At 66.2% G+C, this 24,147-nt stretch carries 22 protein-coding genes, 1 pseudogene and 1 riboswitch; of the genes and pseudogenes, 5 read left to right on the forward strand and 18 right to left on the reverse strand.

The window, feature by feature from the left end:
- Positions 1–13 precede the first annotated feature (13 nt).
- From AC5RWO_RS14675 to AC5RWO_RS14725, 11 genes and pseudogenes are all read right to left on the reverse strand, one after another.
- Positions 14–2,056 (reverse strand): NHL domain-containing thioredoxin family protein, encoded by a 2,043-nt coding sequence (locus AC5RWO_RS14675; protein WP_498732164.1) that lies wholly within the window; start codon positions 2,054–2,056, stop codon positions 14–16.
- On the reverse strand, positions 2,053–4,209 hold the full coding sequence (locus AC5RWO_RS14680) for a bifunctional copper resistance protein CopD/cytochrome c oxidase assembly protein (protein ID WP_498732165.1): 2,157 nt from the start codon (positions 4,207–4,209) through the stop codon (positions 2,053–2,055). Before AC5RWO_RS14680 ends, AC5RWO_RS14675 begins: the two co-directional genes overlap by 4 nt.
- 123 nt (positions 4,210–4,332) lie before the next feature.
- On the reverse strand, positions 4,333–4,620 hold the full coding sequence (locus tag AC5RWO_RS14685; protein WP_074701034.1) for an HU family DNA-binding protein: 288 nt from the start codon (positions 4,618–4,620) through the stop codon (positions 4,333–4,335).
- Between the two features lie 268 nt (positions 4,621–4,888).
- The gene (gene rpsN / locus AC5RWO_RS14690; protein WP_074701033.1) at positions 4,889–5,194 is read right to left on the reverse strand and encodes a 30S ribosomal protein S14; all 306 of its coding nucleotides are present in this window, start codon (positions 5,192–5,194) and stop codon (positions 4,889–4,891) included.
- A 3-nt stretch (positions 5,195–5,197) separates the two neighbouring features.
- On the reverse strand, positions 5,198–5,365 hold the full coding sequence (rpmG, locus tag AC5RWO_RS14695) for a 50S ribosomal protein L33 (protein WP_005266311.1): 168 nt from the start codon (positions 5,363–5,365) through the stop codon (positions 5,198–5,200).
- Positions 5,365–5,601, reverse strand: a complete 237-nt coding sequence (gene rpmB / locus AC5RWO_RS14700) for a 50S ribosomal protein L28 (protein WP_074701032.1) — start codon at positions 5,599–5,601, stop codon at positions 5,365–5,367. Before rpmB ends, rpmG begins: the two co-directional genes overlap by 1 nt.
- Before the next feature lie 425 nt (positions 5,602–6,026).
- On the reverse strand, positions 6,027–6,518 hold the full coding sequence (locus tag AC5RWO_RS14705; RefSeq protein ID WP_498732167.1) for a MarR family winged helix-turn-helix transcriptional regulator: 492 nt from the start codon (positions 6,516–6,518) through the stop codon (positions 6,027–6,029).
- Between the two features lie 94 nt (positions 6,519–6,612).
- Positions 6,613–7,386, reverse strand: a complete 774-nt coding sequence (locus tag AC5RWO_RS14710; RefSeq protein ID WP_498732168.1) for an SGNH/GDSL hydrolase family protein — start codon at positions 7,384–7,386, stop codon at positions 6,613–6,615.
- 85 nt (positions 7,387–7,471) lie between these two features.
- Positions 7,472–8,323: a pyruvate, water dikinase regulatory protein gene (locus tag AC5RWO_RS14715; RefSeq protein WP_498732169.1), complete on the reverse strand. Its 852-nt coding sequence runs from the start codon at positions 8,321–8,323 to the stop codon at positions 7,472–7,474.
- On the reverse strand, positions 8,320–10,755 hold the full coding sequence (ppsA, locus tag AC5RWO_RS14720) for a phosphoenolpyruvate synthase (RefSeq protein WP_498732170.1): 2,436 nt from the start codon (positions 10,753–10,755) through the stop codon (positions 8,320–8,322). The genes AC5RWO_RS14715 and ppsA overlap by 4 nt, the downstream gene beginning before the upstream one ends.
- A 188-nt stretch (positions 10,756–10,943) precedes the next feature.
- Positions 10,944–11,114, reverse strand: a pseudogene (locus tag AC5RWO_RS14725) (D-serine/D-alanine/glycine transporter); the annotation flags it as partial.
- Positions 11,115–11,272: 158 nt separating this feature from the next.
- Positions 11,273–11,370: riboswitch (glycine riboswitch) on the reverse strand.
- 288 nt (positions 11,371–11,658) lie between these two features.
- On the opposite strand from AC5RWO_RS14725, the gene AC5RWO_RS14730 reads away from it, so the two are divergent.
- Positions 11,659–12,840 (forward strand): FG-GAP repeat domain-containing protein, encoded by a 1,182-nt coding sequence (locus AC5RWO_RS14730; protein ID WP_498732172.1) that lies wholly within the window; start codon positions 11,659–11,661, stop codon positions 12,838–12,840.
- Between the two features lie 21 nt (positions 12,841–12,861).
- Here the strand turns inward: AC5RWO_RS14730 and AC5RWO_RS14735 are convergent, their stop codons facing one another.
- The 5 genes from AC5RWO_RS14735 to AC5RWO_RS14755 all read right to left on the reverse strand — a co-directional run bounded on the left by AC5RWO_RS14735 (position 12,862) and on the right by AC5RWO_RS14755 (position 17,474).
- Positions 12,862–13,200, reverse strand: coding sequence for a YnfA family protein (locus AC5RWO_RS14735; protein WP_498732173.1), 339 nt, complete (start codon positions 13,198–13,200; stop codon positions 12,862–12,864).
- Between the two features lie 50 nt (positions 13,201–13,250).
- Entirely contained in the window at positions 13,251–14,249 is a 999-nt protein-coding gene (locus AC5RWO_RS14740) for a siderophore-interacting protein (protein ID WP_498732174.1), read from the reverse strand.
- Between the two features lie 37 nt (positions 14,250–14,286).
- Entirely contained in the window at positions 14,287–15,102 is an 816-nt protein-coding gene (locus AC5RWO_RS14745; RefSeq protein ID WP_498732176.1) for an ABC transporter ATP-binding protein, read from the reverse strand.
- On the reverse strand, positions 15,103–16,095 hold the full coding sequence (locus AC5RWO_RS14750; protein ID WP_498732337.1) for a FecCD family ABC transporter permease: 993 nt from the start codon (positions 16,093–16,095) through the stop codon (positions 15,103–15,105).
- 407 nt (positions 16,096–16,502) lie between these two features.
- Positions 16,503–17,474, reverse strand: coding sequence for a FecCD family ABC transporter permease (locus AC5RWO_RS14755; protein WP_498732339.1), 972 nt, complete (start codon positions 17,472–17,474; stop codon positions 16,503–16,505).
- 330 nt (positions 17,475–17,804) lie between these two features.
- Here AC5RWO_RS14755 and AC5RWO_RS14760 point away from each other — a divergent pair, with 330 nt between their 5' ends.
- Complete coding sequence (locus tag AC5RWO_RS14760) at positions 17,805–18,536, forward strand: alpha/beta fold hydrolase (RefSeq protein ID WP_498732177.1); 732 nt, start codon at positions 17,805–17,807, stop codon at positions 18,534–18,536.
- A gap of 49 nt (positions 18,537–18,585) precedes the next feature.
- On the opposite strand, the gene AC5RWO_RS14765 is transcribed toward AC5RWO_RS14760, so the two are convergent.
- A complete protein-coding gene (locus AC5RWO_RS14765) occupies positions 18,586–18,846 on the reverse strand; it encodes a hypothetical protein (RefSeq protein WP_498732178.1) in 261 nt (86 codons plus the stop codon).
- Between the two features lie 201 nt (positions 18,847–19,047).
- On the opposite strand from AC5RWO_RS14765, the gene AC5RWO_RS14770 reads away from it, so the two are divergent.
- Together AC5RWO_RS14770 and AC5RWO_RS14775 are read left to right on the forward strand one after the other, a co-directional pair.
- Positions 19,048–21,000, forward strand: a complete 1,953-nt coding sequence (locus AC5RWO_RS14770; RefSeq protein WP_498732179.1) for an acyl-CoA dehydrogenase family protein — start codon at positions 19,048–19,050, stop codon at positions 20,998–21,000.
- A 70-nt stretch (positions 21,001–21,070) separates the two neighbouring features.
- A complete protein-coding gene (locus tag AC5RWO_RS14775; RefSeq protein ID WP_498732180.1) occupies positions 21,071–22,162 on the forward strand; it encodes a GTP pyrophosphokinase in 1,092 nt (363 codons plus the stop codon).
- A gap of 26 nt (positions 22,163–22,188) precedes the next feature.
- On the opposite strand, the gene AC5RWO_RS14780 is transcribed toward AC5RWO_RS14775, so the two are convergent.
- A complete protein-coding gene (locus tag AC5RWO_RS14780) occupies positions 22,189–23,220 on the reverse strand; it encodes a DMT family transporter (RefSeq protein ID WP_498732181.1) in 1,032 nt (343 codons plus the stop codon).
- A gap of 156 nt (positions 23,221–23,376) precedes the next feature.
- Between AC5RWO_RS14780 and AC5RWO_RS14785 the strand changes: the two genes are divergently transcribed.
- The gene (locus AC5RWO_RS14785; protein WP_498732182.1) at positions 23,377–24,126 is read left to right on the forward strand and encodes a MerR family transcriptional regulator; all 750 of its coding nucleotides are present in this window, start codon (positions 23,377–23,379) and stop codon (positions 24,124–24,126) included.
- Positions 24,127–24,147 lie beyond the last annotated feature (21 nt).

Genomic DNA, 24,147 nt, shown 5'->3' on the forward strand with positions numbered 1-24,147 from the left:
GCTCGGGTTCTCTTTAGTCCAGTCCGCGCAGGTCCAGCGTCAGCTCGCCGCTGCCGCTGCCCAGCACTACCGGGATGCCCCAGTCCTGCTGGTACAGGTGGCAGGCCGCATGGTCGGGAATTTCGCCCCCGGGCTCGCCGTCGCAAGCCGCGGCGCGGGCAGTGATGTGCAGGACGCCTTCGGGAACGTCCTCGGCCAGCACCAGTTCGCGGACCAGGCCTACGGAGGTGCCGCCGCCGGACACCAGCAGGTTCTCCGGCGAGGAGGAGATCTTCAGCTGGGTGGGATCGCCCCAGCGGTCATCGAGCTTCTGGCCCTTGGGGGCGGCAAACCGCACGGTCAGCGCCAGCGGACCCGCCGAGACCTCGGTCTTCGGGCGCTGCGTCTGCGAGGCACCCTCGTCCACGGTCAGCGCCTCCTTGGGAAGAGGAATCCGGACCAGCTGGTGCTTGTTGGCTTCAACCACGATCAGCAGCGGCTCGCCCCCGTCCGCCACCGCGGAGGTATCCATCAGCACGTCGGAGGGTTCGGCGAACCCTCGCGCCAGCGTGGACACGGTCTTGGTGGCGGGGTCGTAGCGCCGAACCGCGCCGTTGTAGGTGTCCGCCACGGCGACGGAACCGTCCGGAAGCACGGTCACGCCCAGCGGATGCTGCAGCCGTGCCTCGTCGGCGTCGCCGTCCCGGAAACCGAAGTCGAACAGGCCGGTACCGATGGCGGTCTGCACCTGTACCCGCTCGCTGCCCTTGACCTCCGGGAAGGAGATGACGCGCAGGGCGGAGGTCTCGGAGTCGGCGATCCAGATGCTGCCGTTGGCGTCCTGGGCCAGCCCGGAGGACTGGGCGAACCAGGCGGCAGTGGCTTCGCCGTCCTGCAAGCCTTCCAATCCGGTGCCGGCCAGCACGGCCACCTGCCCGTTGGCCGGATCAAAGGAGAAGATCTGGTGCACTCCGGCCATGGCTACCACGACCTTGTTCAGCGCGGTGGACCACAACACGTCCCAGGGCGAACTGAGCGAGACGGCCAGCGGGTCATCCCCCAGCGAGGAGGAAGCTGTGGCCAGCGCCTCCGCGAGCTCCTCACCGAGGTCTTCGCCCGAGGCAGCCTCGTCCGCCACGGAGCCCGGGCCTGCCTCGGCCAGGGACGCGGCGGCGCGCTGGTTCTCGGCATCCAGCAGGCGCTGGACACCGTTGCCGGCAATGGTGACCACGGCGCCGGTCGCCAGCGTGAGTCCCCGCAAGCGGTGGTTTACAGAGTCGGCGATAACGACGTCGTACCCGGCCTTTGTGCGTACGTCTTCGGGAAGCAGCGCCAAGCCTTGGGGCTCGTTGAAGCGCGCGGCATCTGCGGAGCCGTCCTGCCAGCCCTTCTCCCCCGAACCGTAGACATTGAGCACGGTCTCCAGGTCCGCCGCCAGTTCCACCAGCCGGTGGTGTCCGGTGTCCGAAACCAGGAAGGTTTCGCCCGCTGAGCCAACACCGTCCGGCAGGGGAACCAGCTTGCCCGGGAAGCGCAAGGCGCCGGCCGTAGTTTCGGCCGGTACGTACGGGCCGTCGCCGCGGTGCAGGGTGCCCTTGGCCTCATGTTCGGCGATCAGTTCTTCGACCAGCGACTCGAGCCCGCCGGCATGGCCTTCGCCGGACAGATGGGCCACAATGTAGCCTTCCGGGTCGACGACCACCAGGGTGGGCCAGGCGCGGGCGGCGTAGGCCTGCCAGGTGTCCAGCTCGGGGTCGTCCAGCACCGGGTGGTGGATCTCGTAGCGTTCGACGGCGGCGGCCAGCGCCACCGGATCCGCCTCGTGTTCAAACTTGGGCGAGTGCACGCCCACCGTGACCAGCACGTCCCGGTACTTCTCCTCCAGCGGCCGCAGTTCATCCAGCACGTGCAGGCAGTTGATGCAGCAGAAGGTCCAAAAGTCGAGCAGCACAATCTTGCCGCGCAGATCCTCCAGTCCCAGTTGCTTGCCGCCGGTGTTGAGCCAGTTGCGGCCCACCAGTTCGGACGCCCGCACGCGGTAATTGGTGCGGATGGACGTCTCGGCTGCCTCTGTCATGCGGTATCTCCTTGGTTCCGGCTGGAATCTGTGGGGGCCTGGGACGGGGTACGTGTTACCTGCTCGTCCCGCTGTGCCAGTCTGGCAAACATATCGTTATAAGCGGCCAGCTCCGCATCCTTATTCCTGTCAGCCGCCCGATCTTTACGCTTTGTTTCCCGTGCGTCCGTTCGTGACCACATCAGGGCCACGCCAATGGCCACGCAGAGCGTCGGTATTTCGCCGACTCCCCACATGATGGCGCCGCCGAGGCGCTGGTCATCCATGGCCGAAAGTCCCCAGTCCCGGCCCATGCTGCCGAACCACGAGGCCTGCAGCAGCGATGTCGAGCTTGTCAGCGCAACGCCGAAGAACGCGTGGAAGGCCATGGTCGCGAAGAGCAGGACCAGCCGCAGCGGGAACGGCGCGCGGTACGGCACCGGGTCCTGGCCGATCATCGAAAGCACGAAAAGGTAGCCGGTGAGCAGGAAGTGGACGTTCATCAGCTCGTGCCCCACATGCTCGTGCAGGGCGAAGCCGAAGGCCGGCGAGTAGTAGAAGATGATGATCGAGCCGGCGAAGTTGGCGGCGGCAAAGAGCGGATGCGTGATGACCTTGGAGAAGGTCGAGTGGACCAGCCACAGAATCCATTCGCGCGGCCCCCGGCTGCCGTCCTGCCGCGGTGGCAGGGCCTTGAGCGCCAGCGTCACGGGCGCGCCCAGCACCAGGAACAGCGGCACCACCATGGTCAGCGCCATGTGGTCCAGCATGTGGGCGCTGAACAGCACCATGCCATAGACCGCCGGCGCACCGGAGGTAACGTAGGTCAGCGCCAGCAGTCCCACAATCCAGCTGGCCGCGCGCGCAATCGGCCAGGAGTCCCCACGCCGGCGGACCCGCATCACGCCGATCAGGTAGGCAATGCCCACAATCAAGGTGAACGCCACCCAGAGCCAGTCCCAGCGCCAGGTGGTGATCCACGCGGAGCCGGTGAGTTCGGGCGGAAGGTCGTAGCCGGTCAGGATGCGGGCCGGCGAAGCGTCCGGCGGCAGTTCCTCCGGGGTCGGCGGCGCGGTCCGGGCCAGCGCGACGGCCACGCCGGAGATGGCGCCCATGATCAGCAGTTCGACGGCGATCAGCTGCCACAGCACGCGGGCCGCTGATTTGGTACCCAACTGGGGCACGATCCACTGCCGGTGCATAAAGCCGATGGCACCCAGCAGCAGCGTTGCCAGCGTCTTGAAGACCACGAGGGCCCCGTACTCGCTGGCGATCTGGTCCAGCGACGTGATGCGGATGCCCGCGTTAATCAGGCCGGAAAAGAAGACCAGGAAGAAACTGATCAGTGCCAGCGCCGAATAGCGTTTGAGCACGTGCTTGGTGATGTCCTTGGAGCCAAGGGTGCCGGACAGGAAGGCGAGGGCAATCAGCCCGCCCACCCAGAGGCAGACTCCCAGCAGGTGCAGGCCGATGGAGTTGACCGCACCGTAGTGGTCGTCGCCGCCGGCGGAGTGGCCGGTCAGTGCCATGGGCAGGAGGCCGCCCACGGTGGCCAGCACCAGCGTAAATGCCAGCGCGGTCAGCGAGCGGACGCCGAAGATCAGGGTGGCCACGATCGCGGCGACGATCGTAATGGCGAGCCAGGCCTGCCCGGTGGCGATGTCCGTCATGTAGCCGACCAGGGCGGAAGTATACCCGGCGTCGCCGCTCAGCGGCAGCCCGGAAATATCGGAGAAGGACAGCACCAGGACAGCGACGGCGGCCAGCGTCCACACAATCGCCGCTCCGGCGGCAAGGGCCAGCACACGGGTGAACGCGGGGTGCTCGGGACTGTCGTCCTGCTGATCGGGTTTTCGCGAGCGGTGCAGGCGCTTGGGCACGATGGCCACGGCGAACACCAGGGAGCCGATCACGGCCGCCAGTGCGAGGTTGTGGACCGCTTTCGCCGCAGGCAGTCCCCAGCGCGTAAGCGCTCCGGGGTCCGAGAGCTGGCGGGTAGCTGCGGCCCCGGAGTAGATCAGTGCGGCCACGAGGGCAAGAACGACGACGGCGGCTGCAGCCAGGAGCCACAGCTTGCCGATGCCCTCGGCCGTAATCGCGGCAGGACGCAGCGGATCCCCGGCGGTTGGCTGCTGGGAAGACTGCTTTGCTGATGGTGCTGACACGGTATCCATTCTCTACCCCCAGTAGAATTTCGGCCAATCTGCGCGCAGCAGCACCCTACCCTCCGGTCCTTGGATTTAAATGACAAGGCCGCCGCCGGGAACCGGCAGCGGCCTTGCAAGAAGTCTGTTGGTCTACTTCTTGTTGGAGACAGCAGCCTTCAGCTTGGAACCCGCGGTCAGCTTGACGCTGTGGCCTGCGGCGATCTGGATGGTTTCGCCGGTCTGCGGGTTGCGGCCGGTGCGGGCTGCACGGTCGGTGCGCTCAACTGCGAGCCAACCGGGGATGGTGATCTTCTCACCCTTGGCAACGGAAGTCGCGAAAATGTCGAAGACAGCGTCCAGAACGCCGTTCACTGCAGTCTGGCTGGTGCCAGCCTTCTCTGCTACTGCTGCGACCAGTTCACTACGGTTGATAGCCAATTTATGTCCTCCTGGACTACTTCGGTTATTAGAGCCTTGCACGGTCGTGAAAAGCTTCTGTCCGAAAACTTACCAGTTACGCCGCCAAGTTCCGGCAAATTCCGCGTGATCTGGCGTTTTTTCCCCGAAATTGTGGGGAATCTGCCAGTTTTGGGTACGTTTACCCCGTTCAGCCCGATAATCGCCCGTCGAAACGGGGCGGAATGCGCGAAAAAGGCGGCGGTCCGAAGACCGCCGCCTTTTTCATGAGGCTATTGCCTGCCGGTTTTTACCAGCTGGACTTCTTGATGCCCGGCAGTTCGCCGGCATGCGCCATGTTGCGGAAGCGAACACGGGAGATGCCGAACTTCTGGAGGGTGCCGCGGGGACGACCGTCGATCTGGTCGCGGTTGCGCAGGCGGACCGGAGAAGCGTTGCGGGGCAGCTTCTGCAGGCCCAGGCGGGCTGCTTCGCGTGCCTCGTCGGTTGCGTTTTCGTCAACCAGGGTCTTCTTCAGTTCGAGGCGCTTTTCGGCGTAGCGCTCGACGATGACCTTGCGCTGCTCGTTGCGAGCAATCTTGGACTTCTTTGCCATGTCTTAGCGCTCCTCTCGGAATTCGACGTGCTTGCGGATCTTCGGGTCGTACTTCTTCAGGACCAGACGGTCCGGGTCGTTACGACGGTTCTTACGCGTGACGTAAGTGAAGCCGGTGCCCGCGGTGGACTTCAGCTTGATGATGGGACGTACGTCCTTGTCCTTTGCCACTAGAGCTTCACACCCTTCGCGATCAGTTCGCCGACGACAGCGTCAATACCGCGGACGTCGATGGTCTTGATGCCGCGGGCAGAAAGCTGCAGCGTGACGTTACGGCGCAGGGACGGAACCCAGTAGCGCTTCTTCTGAATATTCGGATCGAACCGGCGCTTGTTGCGGCGGTGCGAGTGCGAAATGCTGTGGCCAAAGCCGGGTACGGCTCCGGTCACCTGGCAATGAGCTGCCATGATCTCTCCTCCAAGTTTTAGTAAATATTGACGGACCTGCACAGATACAGCGGTGTAGCTGCCTCTGAATCTGCGTGTAAGAGCGCCCGTCACCAGTTTTGACACCGTTATTACTGCGACTTTCCGGAGGTGAACCAGGCGGGGTGAGATCCAGCCGAAGTGCCTCGCCGCGGGGAAGACGGTGAAGTCCAGGCGCTGCCTACCGCTGATCCCCGAAGGGACCGGCTCAGCAACAGCCTTAAATTCTAGGTTGACACGGGAATTCACGCAACTCACCGGCTGACCTGGACCAACTGCGCATTCCTGCCCAGCCGACACGGACAACCCGCAGGTTGCGTGACTTAACGCCTCTCCATCTTAGGGCCCGGCGGCGTTTCAGCCAAACCGGGAATCCTTCCGGCGATAAGGGTCCGGCGAGTGAGGGCTCAGCTGTTGATGCGCGGCTCGCGCAGTACCCAGCTGCTCGGTTCCAGCCGCTGGACGATCTTCTTGCCCAACCGCTCCAGATCGGCAACGTCCTTGTGGTCCAGCCCGTCAAAAACCGCATCACGCACGGACTCGACGTGCGCCGGCGCAAGCTGCTCGATGGCCGAGTAGCCGTCTTCGGTCAGGGTGGCCATGGTCACCCGAGCATCCTCGGCGCAGGGGCTGCGCTTGACCCAACCGCGCAGTTCCAGCTTCTTGACCACGTGGGAGAGCCGGGACAGGGACGAGTAGGTGCGTGAAGCCAGTTCGCTCATCGGCAATGAACGGTCCCCCGCTTCGGAGAGCATGGCCAGGACGTTGTAGTCGAAGAGCGTGACTCTGGCCTCACGTTGCAAAGCGCCGTCCAGGTTGCCGGGCAGCAGGGTAGTTACAGCCAGCAAGGCAAGCCAAGCCTGGCGTTCTTCGGGATCAAGCCAGCGTGCAGAAGTCATACCTCTATTCTGCCACATACTTGATGATTCAACTTTTCACGCCCTCCGCGGGGGCGGCCGCGTCAGATCCAAAGACCCGGCCGGAGCAGTACTGCTACACCCGCACATCCAGCCTGGCCAGCTGCGGGTATTTCGGTGCCAGGCTGTCTCCGGAGGAAACGCCGCGCAGGCGGCGGGCAATCCAGGGCCCAAAGTACTCCCGGGCCCAGCGGGCGTTGGCCACCAGCGATTCACGCCGCGTCAGCGTGCTCAAGGCCGGCAGTTCCGGAAGCTCGACAAGGTCATCGGCCTGCAGCGTCTCCAGCACCCGCTTGGCCATGAGGGTGTGGCCGGCGGCGGACATATGGAGCCGGTCTTCGTCCCAATACCGCCAGTCCTGGAACTCCCGCATCCGCCAGTAATCCACAATCCGCGCGCCGTGCTTCTCGGCGATTTCGCGCACCCACTCGTTGTAGATGGCAGTGCGGCCCCGGGTCTTGCCGAAAACGGCCGATCCGGCGGAGTCAAAACCGGTGAACATCACGACGTCGGCGCCGGACTGCGTAAGTCTGGCGATGCCGCCGTCGTACGCTTTCATCATTTCGTCGATGTCCACACTTGGCCGCAGGATGTCATTGGCGCCGGCGTAAATGGTCACGAGCGTGGGCTCCAGTGCCAACGCCGGTTCGATCTGTTCGGCGAGCACCTGCCGGATCTTCTTCCCGCGGATCGCCAGGTTGGCATAACCCCAGCCCTGGTCCGCCAGCATCAGCTGCTCGGCCACCCTGTCCGCCCAGCCGCGCACCCCGTTGGGCAGTTGCGGGTCCTTATCACCGACGCCCTCCGTGAAGGAGTCCCCGAGCGCCACAAACCGTTGAGTAAAAGTCACCCTGACAGATTAACAAACGTTTCGGTGCGACGGTTAGGGTCCAGCTTCAGACGGGCTGTTCCGCGAGGTGCCGGCATTTGGATAGTCAATGGCTCAGCTGCATCCGTTGGAGGATTGTGGCAGAGATTTCCTCGACCGACATGGAGGCGGAGTTCATGTAGGGCACCCCGTTGGACCTGTACATCTCCTCGGCGTTGCGCAGTTCGTAGCTGCATTGGGCCAGCGAGGCGTAGGTAGTGTCTGGGCGGCGTTCCTGGCGTATCTGGCTCAGCCTGACCGGCAGGGAGGTCAGCCCAAAGCATTTGTGGATATGGGGCAGCAGCGGATCCGGGAGCGACTGCCGGGAAAAATCCTCCTCGATCAGAGGGAAGTTCGCAGCCGAAATCCCGTGCTGCAGCGCCAGGTACATTGCTGTCGGAGTCTTGCCGCACCGCGATGGGGCGATAAGGATCAGTGCAGCGCGTCCGAGGGCGCGGATGGACTGGCCGTCATCGTGTTCCATGGCGTACTCGACGGCGGTCATGCGGGACTGATAGCGGATGGCGTCGCCAACGCCGTGGGCCCTACCCGATTCTCCGCTGGCTGTTGCCTGCAGGGCGCTCTCCAACTGTGCGATGTGGGCATCGTAGAGGTCCACAAAGTGACCCTTGCTCTGCGAGAGGATCGCGCGGATGTCCCGATTGACCGCCGTCGAGAAGACGATCGGCCGCGGGCCCGCCGCCGCGAGGCGGTCAATCGTGCCGACGACACGTCTTGCCTCCTCCGTGGTGGTGATAAAGGGAATGGTGCGGCGTTCGAACCGACGGCCGGGAAACTGGGTCAGCAAAGTGTTGCCCAGGGTCTCGGCGGTGATGCCGGTGCTGTTCGAGAGGAAGAAAACCACGGGAGCGGGTGCGCGCTCCGCCCCCGTGGTTTTGAGTTCGCTGGTGTTGGTCAACGGGTCTGTCCCGGATCTGCACTCGAGACCGCGGAGCGGTTACCGGCCCGGGCCAGGCGCAGCCAAGTGTCCGTCACTGCGTCGGGGTTGAGCGAGATGGAGCTGATGCCTTGCTCCAGCAGCCATTCGGCGAAGTCCGGGTGGTCGCTGGGGCCCTGGCCGCAAATGCCGACGTACTTCCCGCGGGCACGGCAGGCTGCGATCGCCATCTCCAGGAGCTTCTTCACCGCGGGGTTGCGTTCGTCGAAGCCGCCGGCGACGAGCGCAGAGTCCCGGTCCAGGCCGAGGGTGAGCTGGGTCAGGTCATTGGAGCCGATGGAAAAGCCGTCGAAGTAGTCCAGGAATTCATCGGCCAGCAGGGCGTTGGCCGGCAGTTCGCACATCATGACGATCTGAAGCCCGTCCTCACCGCGGCGCAGGCCGTTGGCGGCGAGCAACTCGGTCACCCCCTGCGCTTCCTCAAGGGTGCGCACGAACGGGACCATGAGCTTGATGTTGGACAGGCCCATCTCGTTGCGCGCGAACTTCAAGGCCTCGCACTCGAGCTCGAACGCCTTGCGGAACGACGGCGAGAGGTACCGGGAGGCGCCGCGGTAGCCGATCATCGGGTTCTCTTCGATTGGCTCGAAGGCGGGGCCGCCGAGCAGGTTGGCGTACTCGTTGGACTTGAAGTCCGAGAGCCGGATGATCACCGGTTCCGGCGCGAAGGCGGCGGCGATGGTCGCGATGCCCTCGGCCAACCGGCGGACGTAGTAGTCCCGGGGCCCGTCGTAGGCGGCGGTCTTTTCCCGTATCTGCTGCACCGTGTAGTCGGACAGCGCGGCGGGGCGCTCGATCTCGCCTTCCAATGCCAGCAGGGCGTTGGGGTGGATGCCGATCTGCCGGTTGATGATGAATTCCAGGCGGGCCAGGCCGACGCCGCTGTGCGGGAGCCGGGAGAAGCCGAAGGCCTGTTCGGGGGTGCCGACGTTCATCATGATCTGAACCGGCGCCGGCGGCATCGTGTCCACCGTGGTTTCGTGCAGCGTGTAATCGAGCAGTCCCTCGTAGACCAGTCCGGCCTCGCCTTCGGCGCAGGAGACGGTCACCTGTGCTCCGTCGGTCAGGATCCGGGATGCGTTTCCGGTGCCGACCACAGCCGGGATGCCCAGTTCCCGGGCAATGATCGCCGCGTGGCAGGTGCGACCCCCGCGGTCGGTCACGATCGCCGCAGCCTTCTTCATGATCGGTTCCCAGTCCGGGTCCGTCATGTTCGCCACCAGGACGTCGCCGGGCTGGAACGAGGCCATCTGGTCGATGGAGGTCAGCACGCGCACCTGGCCGGCGCCGATCCGCTGGCCGATGGCCCGGCCTTCGGCCAGGACCTTGGAGTGCTCGTTGAGCTTGTAGCGGGAAATGGTACCGCTGGCCTGGCGGGACTGGACGGTCTCGGGGCGGGCCTGCAGGATGTACAGTTCCCCGTCCACGCCGTCCTTGCCCCACTCAATGTCCATGGGGCGGCCATAATGGGCTTCGATCGCCACCGCGTGCCGGGCGAGCTGCTCGACTTCGGCGTCACTGAGGCTGAACCTGCCGCGCTGCTCTCGGGGCACGGGTCCGAAATCGACCGTCCGGCCGACCTCCCGGGAATCGGTGTAGGTCATCTGGACGGCTTTTTCGCCGAGTCCGCGCTTGAGGACCGCCGGACGGCCCGCGGCCAGCGCAGGTTTGTACACATAGAACTCGTCAGGATTCACCGCTCCCTGGACCACTGCTTCGCCCAGGCCGTAGGAGGAGGTGATGAACACGGCGTCGTCGAAGCCGGACTCGGTATCCATCGTGAACATCACGCCGGAGGTGCCGATGTCGGAGCGGACCATGCGCTGGATACCGGCTGAGAGGGCAACCTCCGAGTGGGTGAAACCGTGATGGACCCGGTAGGCAATGGCCCGGTCATTGTAGAGCGAGGCAAAAACGTCCTTGATCGCGTGGAGGACGTTCTCCACGCCACGGATGTTCAGGAAAGTCTCCTGCTGGCCGGCGAAGGAAGCATCCGGCAGGTCCTCGGCCGTGGCGCTGGAGCGCACTGCCCAGGACACCTCCCCATCCCCACCGTGGCTTTCAACCAGCTGCCCGTATGCGGCCCGGATCTGCTCCTCGAAACCGGCCGGGAACGGAGTCTGGCGGATCAGGTCCCGGATCTGGGTGCCGGCCTGCCCCAGTGCGGTCACGTTGTCGCTGTCCAAGTCGTGGAGGACCGCGGCGATCCGATCGTCAAGGCCGGACTCGCGCAGGAAACGCCGGTAGGCGTCCGCCGTCGTGGCGAAACCGTCAGGAACCCTGACCCCGGCCGTGGCCAGGCCGCGGATCATCTCCCCAAGGGAGGCGTTTTTGCCTCCGACCTTCTCAAGGTCGGACAGGCCAAGTTCGGAAAACCAAAGAACGTCGGTCATGGGTTGTGCTCCTATGCTTGAACGCGCTGATCAGCGCTACGAACGAAATCGGTAATGCCCAGGGATGTCCGGGCGGAGTCCGGCGGTACGGGCGGCTGCGGTGCTGCGGAAACCTGCCCGAGCAGGATTCTGTGGTTTCCGCTGCAATGGAGTTATCTTGGACTTCGGCCTCGCGCCGGACTTCGGGTATACCCGGAGATCACGGAAGGACCGGCCGCGGAGATCGTCTTGCTGGAGGTCATCAACAGGCCCGTGCCGATCGCCCCGCGGACGGCGACCAGCTCGATACGGCGGTTGGAGAGCTGGCGCTCAAGGTGGGGGGCTTCACCCATCGCGGTGGAGGCAGGTGGAATGGTCATGAGGAACTCCATCGTTCAAGTGCCACAACGGCAGCACTTTGATTCGGGTTCCTCCCCGCTCTGTCGTGGACCTGAGAGATTCCGCGTCCCCTGCTATCGCAGGCGCCGCTTGCACCGTCGGTGAGCCAGACTGCTGCCTGACTGCTTTCCAGAGTTGCCTAACCGCGGCGGTACGTGGGCCTGAGAGATTCCCGGGGAGGGTTTGCTCCTACGGCGCCTGCTGAACGTACCGGCAGGACTCTCCCGCCGCAGATCATAAGCACTGCCCACCTCCAGGTGAGCAGGATCACACACTAGCGCCCCGAGGTGGCACCACGCAAGCAAACTGCGTCAATCGCTTAAATTTTCGCAACGCAGGGCAATTGTGACAAAGGCTTGGGAAGCGATAAACGGTCTCACACCAAAATCCCGACCGCGGGTGCGCGGAAAAGACTTCAGCAGGTTAACTGCCCGTTCCCGCCGAAGAGTCCGCGGCGTACGCTGGAGGGTACTTCTGCTAGGTCCGGGCGGGGCGGATCCGGACAGCTTCCTTCGGGGAACAGACATGGCGCATGCACAGGCCCGCGGCGGCCAGCATCGGCTGGCCGGAATTGTCTGCGTGCTGTGCCTGTTTGTGCCGCAGCCGGTTTTGGAAGCCGGCAGGCTGCCCTCGCACTCTGCCAGTACCCCCACCGCCGCCGCCGTTCCCGCCGTCGGGCTGGTGCCGCGGGACATCGAAATTGTCTCGCCGCCGGTGATTGCGGGCGAGCCCGTGGTGGGCGGGGAGCTGTCTTTGGAAGGCTTCGAATTCTCCGCACCGGGCTCCGTCCTCACCTACGACTACAGCTGGCGGGACACATTGGACGGGCACCCCGACGGCTACCACCGGGTCTTGTCCCTGACGCCGGACTGGCGCGGCGTGACCCTCACCGGCAATGTCGAGGCTTCGGCAGACGACTATGAAACGACGCCGGCGCAGGCCCGGCCGGTCCGGATCTACTCACGCACCTTCTCTCCGGAGAACCGGAGCGAATTCTTTGCCCGCACGCGGGACGGATCCCTATGGTACGTTCCGTCATCCCCGACAGGCCGGTTGGGAACGGCAAGTACCAGCGCCGAAAAGTGGCCCAAGGCCAGGGCAATGGACTCGGCAGGCGATTTCGACGGCGACGGCCGCCATGACATGCTCACCCTGCACCGGAACGGCGTACTGTTGCTGCACCCCGGCGACGGCTACGGCGGGACCAAGCAGCCCCGGGTACTCGGCTCGGGCCGGACCGGCGTGCGCGATTTCTTTCTGCCCGGCGATTTCGACGGCGATTCCAGACCCGACGTCATTATCGGCGACGACAGCGGGGCGCTGTGGCTGCATCGGGGAGGCGCGTCCGGCCTGCGGCCGCGGACGCTGATCCTGCACGGCAGCCGCACGCCGGCCCGCGTATTCTCCCCCGGCGACTTCGACGGCGATGGAACGGCCGACATCATGGCTCTGGACGCTGCCGGCAGATTCTGGCTGCTGGCCGGGACCGGCAGCGGGCAGGTCGAGGACCTCGTGCCGACGGGAAGAGTCCGGGCCAGGGTGATGTCCGTTGCCACGCCCGGCGACTTCAATGCGGACGGAACCCCGGACCTGATTGTCCTCAACGCGGCCGGGATGCTGCTGCTTCTGCCGGGCACGGGCGACGGCACAATAGGTTTGCCGGTGCCGCTGGGCCTTGCCGGGCGGGGTGTGGTGGAGCTGTTCTGAGCAGACCGAGTCCGGCCTGGGTCAGGCGCTGTCGCGCGGGGCATACATGAGCACGGCCACGCCGGCCAGGGCAATCGCCGCTCCGATATAGTCCCAGCGGTCCGGCCGGAAACCGTCCATCACCATGCCCCAGGCCAGCGAGCCGGCAATAAAGATCCCGCCGTAGCCGGCCAGGACCCGGCCGAAGTTGGCATCAGGCTGGAAAGCGGCAATGAAGCCATAGGCGCCCAAGGCCATGACTCCCAGCCCGGCAAACCACCAGGCCCGGTCTTCACGCACCGCCTGCCAGATCAGCCAAGCGCCGCCGATCTCTGCGAGGGCGGCCAGGGCGAAGAGCAGGACGGATTTGGCGATGGTCATGCTTCAATTCTCGCCCACCCCGGGCAGCGCAGGCCCAACCCGTGTGGTCCTCAGGCTTCGGCCTTGCCCTGCCGCCAGTAACCCATGAAGGCCACCTGCTTGCGGTCAATACCGACGTCCCGCACCAGGTAACGGCGCAGTTCCCGGATGACCGCGGCCTCGCCGGCGATCCAGGCGTAGAACGGCCGGGTGGATTCCACCGTGGTTTCCCACAGAATGACGTTGTCAATGTCCACGTCCTCGGGCTCGTCGCCCTCGCCTTGCCGCAGGCCGGCGCCGGGAACAACGACGGCGTTCCGCACCGCAGCATCGAGCAGCTCGCCATGTGGGCGGTCACCGCGCGCAAGCCAGCTGATTTCCATGTTGGCCGCGGTCACCAGCTCCTGGAAGTCCGCGGCGTCGGGCACTTCGAGGATGGCATTGCCGGTCATGTCCGCCGGCAGCGCGGCCAGGATGGCGGCGATCGCCGGGACAGCGGTTTCATCACCGGCCAGAAGCACGTGCGATGCCAGGCCGGGACGCCACTCGATGCCGCCGTAGTTCTTCGCCGTGGTGCAGTTGACGGCGCCGGCGTTGGGCCCGATGATCGTGACCCGGTCCCCGGCCACCGCCCGGTCCGCCCACATCGAGGCCGGCCCGCCCTTGCCGTCGGCGTCGAAATGCATCACGAAGTCGACGTCGAGCTCCGGGATCCCGCCGTAGCGGAAGTCCCGGACCGTGTAGGTACGCATGGAGCCGCGCGTGCGCTCGTCGAGGGACAGCCAGTGCTGGTACCAGCCTCCGGTCAGCGCGGTGGCGCCCGGGCCGGATTCCGGCGCACGGGGGTCGCCGAAAGTCGGCAGCGGGATCTCGCGACCGTCGGCGTCCAGGGCGGGAACCACCACCTTGATACGCAGGTCCAGCGTGGGGCCGTCAACGCCGAAAAGCCTGAGCCCTTCTCCGGTGAAGGTGATCCGGCGGAAGTTCGGCGACAGTTCCCGCACGGCTGCGACGTCGACGTCGAAAGCCAGGACGGGGGTGACTGCTGTTTCGGTGGCGAGTGCCGTCATCGTGATTCTCCGTTCGAAGGGGCGGGCTTGGCGGCGGTCATGCTGCGGACGGCATGCTGCCGCCGTTGCTGTGGTGGCGTCCTACCGGGACGACCATCGGCGTTCCGGACACCGGATCGGGAATCACTCGGGATTCCAGCCCGAAAACGTCGCACACCAGTTGCTCGGTCACGACGCCCGACGGCGGCCCCTCGGCCACCACCTCGCCGGCTTTCATGGCGATCAGATGGTCGGCGTAGCGCGCGGCCAGGTTCAGGTCGTGCAGCACAATGGCCACGGTGGTGCCCTTGCGCCGGTTCAGGTCGGTGACCAGGTCCAGCACCTCGATCTGGTGCGTCACGTCCAGGAAGGTGGTGGGCTCGTCCAGCAGCAGGATGTCCGTTTCCTGTGCCAGGGCCATCGCGATCCAGACCCGCTGGCGCTGGCCGCCGGAGAGCTCGTCCACATCCCGCCCGGCCAACTCTTCGGTGTCCGTTGCCACCATGGCCGCGTTCACGGCGTCGTCGTCCTTGGCAGTCCACTGGCGGAACCAGCCCTGGTGCGGATAGCGGCCGCGGCCCACCAGTTCCGCGACGCTGATACCGTCCGGCGCCGTGGGCGTCTGCGGGAGCAGGCCGAGGACCCGGGCCACCTCGCGGGTGGAACGGGCGTGGATGTCCTTGCCGTCCAGCATCACCGTGCCTGTGGTGGGCTTGAGCAGCCGGGCGAGCCCGCGTAGCAGGGTGGATTTCCCGCAGGCATTGGCGCCCACAATGATGGACACCTGCCCCGCCGGCAGTTCCACTGTGAGGTCCTGCACCACGGTGCGCTGGTCATAGCCCAGCGTGAGGTTCCGGGACTGGAGAGTGCGCATTTAGCCTCCTCGGCCGACGCGGTTGGTAGTGACCAGCAGCCAGAGCAGGAACGGCGCGCCGAGGGCGCCGGTCACCACTCCCACCGGCAAAGCCGTGCCGTTGGTCAGGAACATGGGAATCAGGTTGGCGGCGGCGAAGTCCGCAGCGAGCACGATCACCGCGCCGACGCCGGCCGCGGCCACCAGCGAACCGGCGCCGCCCAGCAGCCGGCGGGCAATGGGCCCGGCCAGGAACGCCACGAAAGCCACCGGGCCGGCTGCCGCCGTAGCGACGGCGGCCAGCAGCACCGCGGTGACCACGAGTCCCAGCCGAGCAGGTCCCACCCGCACGCCCAGGCCGGCGGCGGCGTCGTCGCCCATTTCCAGGCCGCGGAGGCTGCGCGAGAGCATCGCCACGGCCGGAAGCAGCAGCACCAGGCTGGCGGCGAGCACGGCCACGCGGTCCCAGTTGCTGGAGTTCAGCGAGCCGTTGAGCCAGACCAGCGCGCCCTGCGCCGTGCGGATGTCCGTGCGCGTCATCAGGTAACCGACCACGGCCTGCATGATCGCGGCGAACCCGATGCCGATCAGGATCAGCCGCGCGCTGGCCCCGCCGGACGCGCCGGAGCGGTGCGACACCAGATAGATCAGCAACGCGATCGCCAGCGCGCCGATCATCGCGGCGGCCGAGACGGCCACGCCGGTCAGCCCGAAGATCACCATGGCGGCCACGGCCGAGGCACTGGCGCCGTAGCTGATCCCGATGATGTCCGGACTCGCCAGCGGGTTGCGCAGCATGGTCTGGAAAATCGTGCCGGCCAGGCCAAACGCCATGCCGATCAACGTGCCCGTGACCGCCCGCGGCACCTTGTTCTCCATCACGATGAAGCTCGCGCCCGGGATGTCCGCGCCGCCGAGCAGCCGGAAAAAGTCGGGAATGGTCACGGTGTAGCTGCCCAGCAGGACATTGACAAAGAAGAGAACGACGACGGCGGCGCCCAACGCTGCGACCACAACGCGGCGCCGGCGCTGGCGCGCGGAATGGTGGTTACGGCCGGAAGGGCGCTTGCGGCCGGCGGGACGCTTTAGTCCGAGGGCGCGCTTGCCGGTGGAACCGGTGCCGGCCTTCCCTGCGCCAGATCGGTGGTGGTCTGCGAGAACGGTGCTGGTCTGCACCGTTTCCGCAGCCGGGAACCGTTTTGCGCCATCCAATGCTGCCCCTGCACCAGTGGTTTGGGCTTCCGCCGAACAGGATCGTTCTTCGCGGTCCGGGATGTCTTGCGCGAGGGACGATCTCGTAGCCAAGGAACGATCTCGCGTCCCCTCCGCCGTCCCATCACCCGTTCCGGCAGGGGAACTTCCATCCCTCTGCGTCCCCGCCTTCACGGTATCGGCCGCATCCACATCGTGCAGAACCTTGCTCACAGTCCCGCCGCCTTCCGCCGGCGGACCAGCCAGATGAAGACGGGCGCCCCGATGATGGCGGTCATGATGCCGGCCTGGACCTCACCGGGCAGCGCGATCAGCCGGCCCACGATGTCCGCACCCAGCAGCAGCACCGGCGCCAGCACCAGCGAGAACGGCAGGATCCAGCGGTAGTCCGGCCCGGTGAACGCGCGGACCATGTGCGGAATGACCAGCCCCACGAAGGCAATCGGCCCGGCCAGCGCCGTCGCCGCGCCGCACAGAATGACCACTCCAAGAGCGGTGATGGCGCGGGAGAGGCCTACTTTCTGCCCGAGGCCGCGCGCCACATCGTCGCCCAGAGACAGATTGTTCAGGATCCGGCCGGTGAGCAGCGTAATCAGCAGGCCGACCGCCACAAACGGAATGACCGGCAGGATAACGTCCCAGCCGCGCCCGCTGACGTTGCCGACCTGCCAGAACCGGAAGGCGTCCAGCGTGTCCTGGCTGCTAACCAGAATGGCGTTCATGAGCGAACTGAGTCCGGCGGTGAGCGCTGCGCCGGCGAGCGCCAGTTTGATCGGCGTCGCGCCTTCGCGACCCAAACTGGCAATGCCATAAACAACGACGGCGGCCACCGCCGCGCCGACGAAGGCGAACCAGATGTAGCCGGTCAGATTGCTGATGCCGAAGACGTAGATGCCGGTAACCACGGCCAGAGCCGCGCCGGCATTCACCCCGAGGATGCCCGGGTCGGCCAGCGGGTTCCGGGCCACGCCCTGCATCGCGGCGCCGGCAACGCCCAGGGCCGCACCGACCAGCAGGGCCGTCACGGTCCGCGGAATGCGCGAGTGCACCACGGCATGGTCGCCGTTGGCCGGATCGAAATCGGTCAGGGCCGCGATGAGCGTTTCGAAGCTGATGGGCCGGGCCCCGAAGGAAAGCGAGGCGAAACAGACCACGGTCAGGATCGCCAGGACCACGGGGATGCCCGCGAGCGCACGGCGGTTTCCGGACTTCGCCGGAGGCCCGGGCACTGCGGCGAGGTGTTCGGAACCAGCGGAAGCGCCCTCGGGCACGGGGCCGCGGGGGCGCTGATCGGTGTGGGCTGGCACGGACACCTCTGCTCCCACAGTCCACCTCCTGACCTACCGAAAAAGACTTAAGTAAGGCTAGCCTACTGTGGCGCAGATTAAGAAACGATTTGCTGCCCTAATTGGCGGCCGATGTTTGACTGGACCAGGCTTCCCGCCACGCCGGCCTGCCGCCACTCCCCCGGAAAAAGGCCACCGGATACCCGGCTCAGGCATACTCGAATCATGTCCGCACCGATCGTCCTGCTGCACGGCTGGGCATGCCCCGCCAGCTACTGGAATCCGCTCGCCGGCTACCTGCGCGGCGCCGGGCACGAAGTGCTGAACCTGGACTTGCCGGGCTACCGCGGGCCGCTGGAGCCGGATTTTGAGTGGACGGTGGAAAACGTCGCCGCTGACTTCGCACTCAAATTCGCCGCCGCCGGACCGGTGCACTGGGTGGGCCATTCGCTTGGCGGCAGCATCGCGGCCACCATCGCCGCCCGTTTTCCGCGCACGACGGCGACGCTCACCTTGGTAGGGATGGTCCCGGTCAAGCCCTCGCAGGCAACCGTGGAGCGACTCACCCGCCTGTTTGGCGGACCGGAGCAGCCCGGCGACGAAGCCGCGGAAGAAATGATCGCGGCTTGGTTCCGCGGCGGAAACGGTCCGCAAGGTGCGGACCGCGAAAGGTTCCTGGCCCCCTTCAGGCTGCCGGCCGCCGTCGTACGTTCGAGCATGCTGGCCGGCCTGACCGGCGCGGCAGAGGATGTGCCGGACAAAATCACAGCCCCGACCCTCGTGGTCACCGGAGTCCGGGATGCCACGCGCCCGCCGGACATAGTGCAGGATTTCCTGGCCGCCCACCCCGCGTGGCGGCAGTCGCTCATCCCCGACGCCGGCCACCTGGTCCATTGGGAACAGCCGGAGGCCTGCGCCGCGGCCATCCTGGACGTCATGGCAGCGGCTGAGGGCTGAGCGTCCGAGGACTGAGCGGCAGGGGCTGAAGCGCCGGCCCGGCCGCCGGTTACGGCTGCTTGGCGGGGTGCGTTTCCTTTTGCACCACCGGCATCACTTCGGTGGCGAGCAGCTCGATGGACCGGGCGGTGTCCGCGAACGGCAGCCCGCCCAGGCCAACCTGCGCCATGTAGCGGTCGTGGCCGAAGACCTCGTACTGCGCCATGATCTTGTCGATGACCTCCTGCGGGCTGCCGGCGAGCAAGCCACCGCCGGGACCGGCCCAGGCCTCGAACGTTTCGCGCGGAAAGTGCCCCATCTTCCGCGGCATATTCTGCTCGAAGTACGCGCGGTAGTACGGATAGAACGTGTCGCGATTCCCTGTGTCCGAACCGCCGCCGCTTCGACCCCTTCGGCCGCCTTGCCCACAGCCGCGTACCAGGCAGTAACAAAAACGCCTACCCGGGAGTAACATTGAAGGACAGCTAAAGGGTCTCCGGCCTGCGGCAGACCCTGGTCAAAGGGGACTGCCATGAGTACCGGAACTGAACAGCACCTGCCCACCGGCCAGAGCGCCGCCGTCACGGAACAGGACGCACGCGCTGTGGCCGAGGCCGCCCGCGAGGCGGAATGGACGCGGCCGAGTTTTGCCAAGAGCCTCTATCTGGGCCGCTTCGAGATGGACCTCATCCACCCGCACCCGGTTCCCGCGCCCGAGGATGCGGCAGCCGGCGACGCGTTCCTGGCACGGCTGGAAGAGTACGCGCGGACCATGGATGGCGCCCGGATCGAACGCGATGCGAAGATCCCGGACGAGTATCTGGCGGAGCTGGCTGAACTCGGCGCCTTCGGCATGAAAATCCCAGTGGAGTACGGCGGTCTGGGCCTGTCCCTGACATACTACGGCCGCGCGCTGATGCTGCTGGGATCCGTGCATCCTAGCCTCGGCGCCCTGTTCTCGGCGCACCTGTCCATCGGCGTGCCGGAGCCCGTCAAGGTCTTCGGCAGCGAGGACCAGAAACAGCGTTTCCTGCCCAGGTGCGCCGCGGGAGCTGTCTCGGCGTTCCTTCTCACCGAGCCCGACGTTGGCTCCGACCCGGCGCGGCTCGGCACCACGGCAACCCCGACCGACGACGGCGAATCGTACGTGATCAACGGCAGCAAGCTCTGGACCACCAACGGGGTCATCGCCGAACTAGTTGTGGTCATGGCCAAAGTTCCGGCGCACGACGGCGGACCGGGCGGCATTTCCGCCTTCGTCGTCGAAGCCGACGCGGCCGGCATCACGGTGGAAAACCGCAATGCCTTCATGGGGTTGCGGGGCATCGAAAACGGACTGACCCGCTTCGACAATGTCACAGTGCCGGCGGCCAACCGGCTGGGCGGCGAAGGCAAGGGGCTGAAGATCGCGCTGACCACGCTGAACACCGGGCGCCTGGCCCTGCCGGCACTCTGCGCCGCGTCAGGGAAGTGGTCGCTGAAGATCGCCCGCGAATGGTCCAACGCGAGGGTCCAGTGGGGCCGACCGGTGGGCCGCCACGAGGCCGTGGGAAAGAAGGTTGCCTTCATCGCCGCCACCGCGTTTGCCCTGGAGTCGGTCTTCGAACTGTCGGCTGCGCTGGCCGACGCCGGCATGAAAGACGTGCGGATCGAGGCGGCGCTGGCCAAGCTCTGGTCCAGCGAAATGGCCTACACGGTTGCGGACGAACTGGTACAGATCCGCGGCGGACGAGGCTTTGAGACCGCCGCTTCCCTGGCCGCCCGCGGCGAACGGGCTGTGCCGGCCGAGCAGCAACTGCGGGACCTGCGGATCAACCGCATCTTCGAGGGCTCCACCGAGATCATGCACCTGCTCATCGCGCGGGAGGCCGTGGACGCCCACCTTGCCGCCGCCGGTGACCTTGCCTCGGCAGATGCGGATCTGGCTGCCAAGGCGCGGGCCGCCATCGGAGCCAGCGGCTTCTACGCCCGCTGGCTGCCGCAGTTGCTGGCCGGGCAGGGAATGAACCCCAAGTCGTACGGCGGATTCGGCCGGTTGGCTGGGCATCTGCGGTTCGTCGAGCGGTCCTCGCGGAAGCTCGCCCGGCACACCTTCGCAGGCATGGGCCGCTGGCAGGCCAAGCTGGAACACCGGCAGGTTTTCTTGGGTCGGATCGTGGATATCGGCGCCGAACTCTTTGCCATGGCCGCAGTCTGCAGCAGGGCTGAGCTGTTGCGCAGCCAGAATCCCGCCGAGGGCAAGAGCGCCTACGAACTGGCGGATGCCTTCTGCCTGCAGTCCCGCGAGCGCGTCCGGCAGCTGTTCACCGAACTCTGGCGGAACTCGGACACTCCGGACCGGCGGCTGGCCGGCAAGGTGCTGGACGGAGACTACGTCTGGCTTGAGCGCGGTGTCATCGATCCCTCCGAAGGGACCGGACCGTGGATCTCCGAGCCAGCTGAAGGGCCCTCCACGAAGGAGGACCAGCACCGCAAGTACCGGTAGGCGCCGGAGGACTTGGTAGGTTGTTCGTGGTGCAGCACCCTGCACTGACGCACGCCCGAGGGAGCCGATCATGGGAACGCATTGGGACCGGCTGGATGATGAGCTGCGCCCGGCCGTTATAGCCAGCACCAAACAGTTCGAACGTGTACGCCCTGAGCTCGAAGCCGTCACCCGCGAGATGCAGACAACCATCCGTGACATCTTCCAGGAGACGGAACTGAAGCCGCTGTTCGTCACGGCACGGACCAAGACCGTCGCCTCGTTCCGGGAAAAGGCTTCCCGCACTCTGCCGCCTGCCGTCGCCGGTGATACACCGACTCTCGAATACCCCGATCCGCTGCGCGATATGCACGATATGGTCGGTGTCCGGGTGATCGTCAGCCTGCCGCACGAGATCCGCGAAACGGCCAGCCTGATCAAACGCCAGCGCAGCGAATTCGATATCCGCGCAGACCGGGAGAAGGACATCGGCTCCATCGAGTCCGGCACGTACGGCTACTCCAGCAGGCATCTGCTCATCCGCACCATCCAGAACCCGGCGGTCAAGCGCTTCCAGGAGGCGCTCGGCGAACCGGCCAGGCCCAATGGCAGCCATGTGTTCGAGGTCCAGATCCGCACCATCCTGGCCCATGCGTGGTCCGAGATCGAGCACGACATCCGGTTCAAAGCCTCCAACCCGAGGGCGTGGAGTCCCTACTTCGACCGGCAGTTCACCGCCACGGCCGCGATGCTCGAGGCAGTGGAATCCACCTTCTCGGAACTGCATGAGCGCTACGAGACGGTAACCGGTTACTGGGACGAGGAAGGTGAAGGCGCAGCGCCGCTGACACCTCGGCGGATCCGCGAGGTCTGGCAGACGCTACTGCCCCACGTGGACCGCAAGTCCGACGACGACTGGGGCTGGGCGGCCGAGCTCCTGGCCGCCCACGGTCTGAAGACCACCACAGATCTCGTTGACCTGCTCCAGGCGGAGGTGATTACCAGGGTCCGCGAGGCGTTGGAACACCGCTACTCCCCCGGTCCGGACCGGCTGCTCGACGACGTGCTGCTGTGGCGGTTTGGCAAACGCCACATTGAGCTGACCGCCGGCGACGACAACCACCGGCGTGAAAGCCTGCTGCGCCGCCACCGGCAGATGGAAACGTTCCGGTCAGCCAGCTAGCCACGCTACTAGCCGAAGCTGCTCCGCTAACCGCCTGCCCGCCCTTTTCCGCGCCACGGCCGGGAGGCGATGAGCAGCGCCAACGAGGTCAGTACGATGCCGGCGATGGTTGCTCCGCCAACGAGGCTTCCGGCCGTAGGCCAGAGGATGTCCAGGACCAGCGAGCCCACCAGTTGGCCGCCGATCATGCCCAGGCTGGTGAGCAGAACGCCGGTGTTCGCCACGCTGAGTGTGGCGGCGCCGAGCACCAGCGTCCCCAGCGGCCCACCGGTATACAGCCACCACTGCGGGGTGAGAAGTCCGGCCTGCCCGCTGATCGCAGCCTGGGCTGTCCAGACCGCCAGCAGGGCCAACGTGCCGGCGCCGAAGTTGAACAGGGTGGAGATGACCGGGCTGCCGTGCACCGTTGCGATCTGCCCCAGCATGCCCTGCTGAACGCTTTGCATCAGCCCGGCCGCCAACGGCAGCAGCATGAGCAGTACCAGCAAGCCAGTGTTAAGGGAGTTTCCGAAATGCGGCAGTGCCGCCGTCACCGCGGCCGCCAGGGCCAGCACGGCGCCGGCGATACGGACACCGTTGACCGGGATCTTCGTGCCCGAGCCAAGTCCCAGCCGGTCGACAACCAGGCCGGAGGCCAGCTGGCCGGTAACCACGGCGATCGTGAACAGCGACAGGCCGATGGGACCAACGGCCACGGTCTGTGTGAAAACGTAAAACGCCCCGATCAGTCCGGCCAGCAAGTACCACGGCGGGTACCTCCGTTGCCGGAACAGGCTGGGTACCCGGCGCAGGCGGGCCCGCGCGGACGGAAGAACCATGGAGAACACCAGCACGGCGATGAAGCCGGTGCCGAAGCTGATCAACGCGGCACCGACCCGGTCCTGCAGCTGCACGCCCAGCTCACTGTTGAGCCGTCCCTGCACGGCCAGTCCCATCCCGCCGAACACAGCCAACACCAAGGCCAGCGCTGCGGGCACCCGGATGTCAGCGCGGGAGGGGCCGGAACCATGAGGCGCCGCGGCATCAGCTGCGGCACTGCTGTCACGGTGTCTGGTCACGCTGTCGATCGTATCGCCATGCCTCTCCGCCAGAGCCAGCGCGCGGAAATCCGACTGAATTTCCGAAGGGCGGCTGAGCTACCGGAGGGCTTGACCTTGACGCTACGTCAACACGCATAGTGAAGGACATGAAGAAGGCAGAAGGGAGGCCGCCGCATGGAATGGTCCATTCAGGAGGTAGCCAGGGCCGCCGGCACCACCAGCAGAACCTTGCGCCACTACCAGGACATCGGCCTGCTGGCACCCAGCCGTATCGGCCACAACGGGTACCGCTATTACGACGACGGCTCCTTGCTGACGCTGCAGCGCATCCTGCTGCTGCGCCAGTTGGGGCTGGGTCTGCCGGAGATTGCCAAGGTAGTGCACGGCCGCACCGAAACGACTGCCGCACTGCGCGGTCACCTGGAAATCCTGCTTCAGCAACGGGACCGGATCGAACGCCAGATCGCGTCGGTCCAGTCAACAATCAACAAGAGGGAAAGAGGCGAGCAGCTGATGGCTGACGAAATGTTCAATGGTTTCGAGCACACGAAGTACAAAGAGGAGGTCGAAGAACGCTGGGGCGCGGAGGCCTATGCCAAGGGGGACCAGTGGTGGCGCAATTTGAGTTCGGGCGAACGTACGGCCTGGATGGACCGGACGAAGGACCTCATGGCGGCCTGGACCGCCGCGGCAGCGTCGGGCATCCCGGCCGACAGCGCTGAAGCCCAGACCTTGGCCCAGCGGCAGTTCGACTGGCTCGCCAGTGCGAACGGCGGCCAGGAGATCTCCTACCGGTACCTCACCGGACTGGGCGAAATGTATGTGGCGGACCCGCGTTTCGGCGCGAACTACGGTGGCGAGGCCGGCGCCGGATTCGTGCGGGACGCCCTGAAAATCTACGCGGACCGCCATCTGGCCACGTAGGCCGGGGCCAGCAGGGACTCA

This window comes from Arthrobacter sp. B055-34, assembly GCF_059090425.1.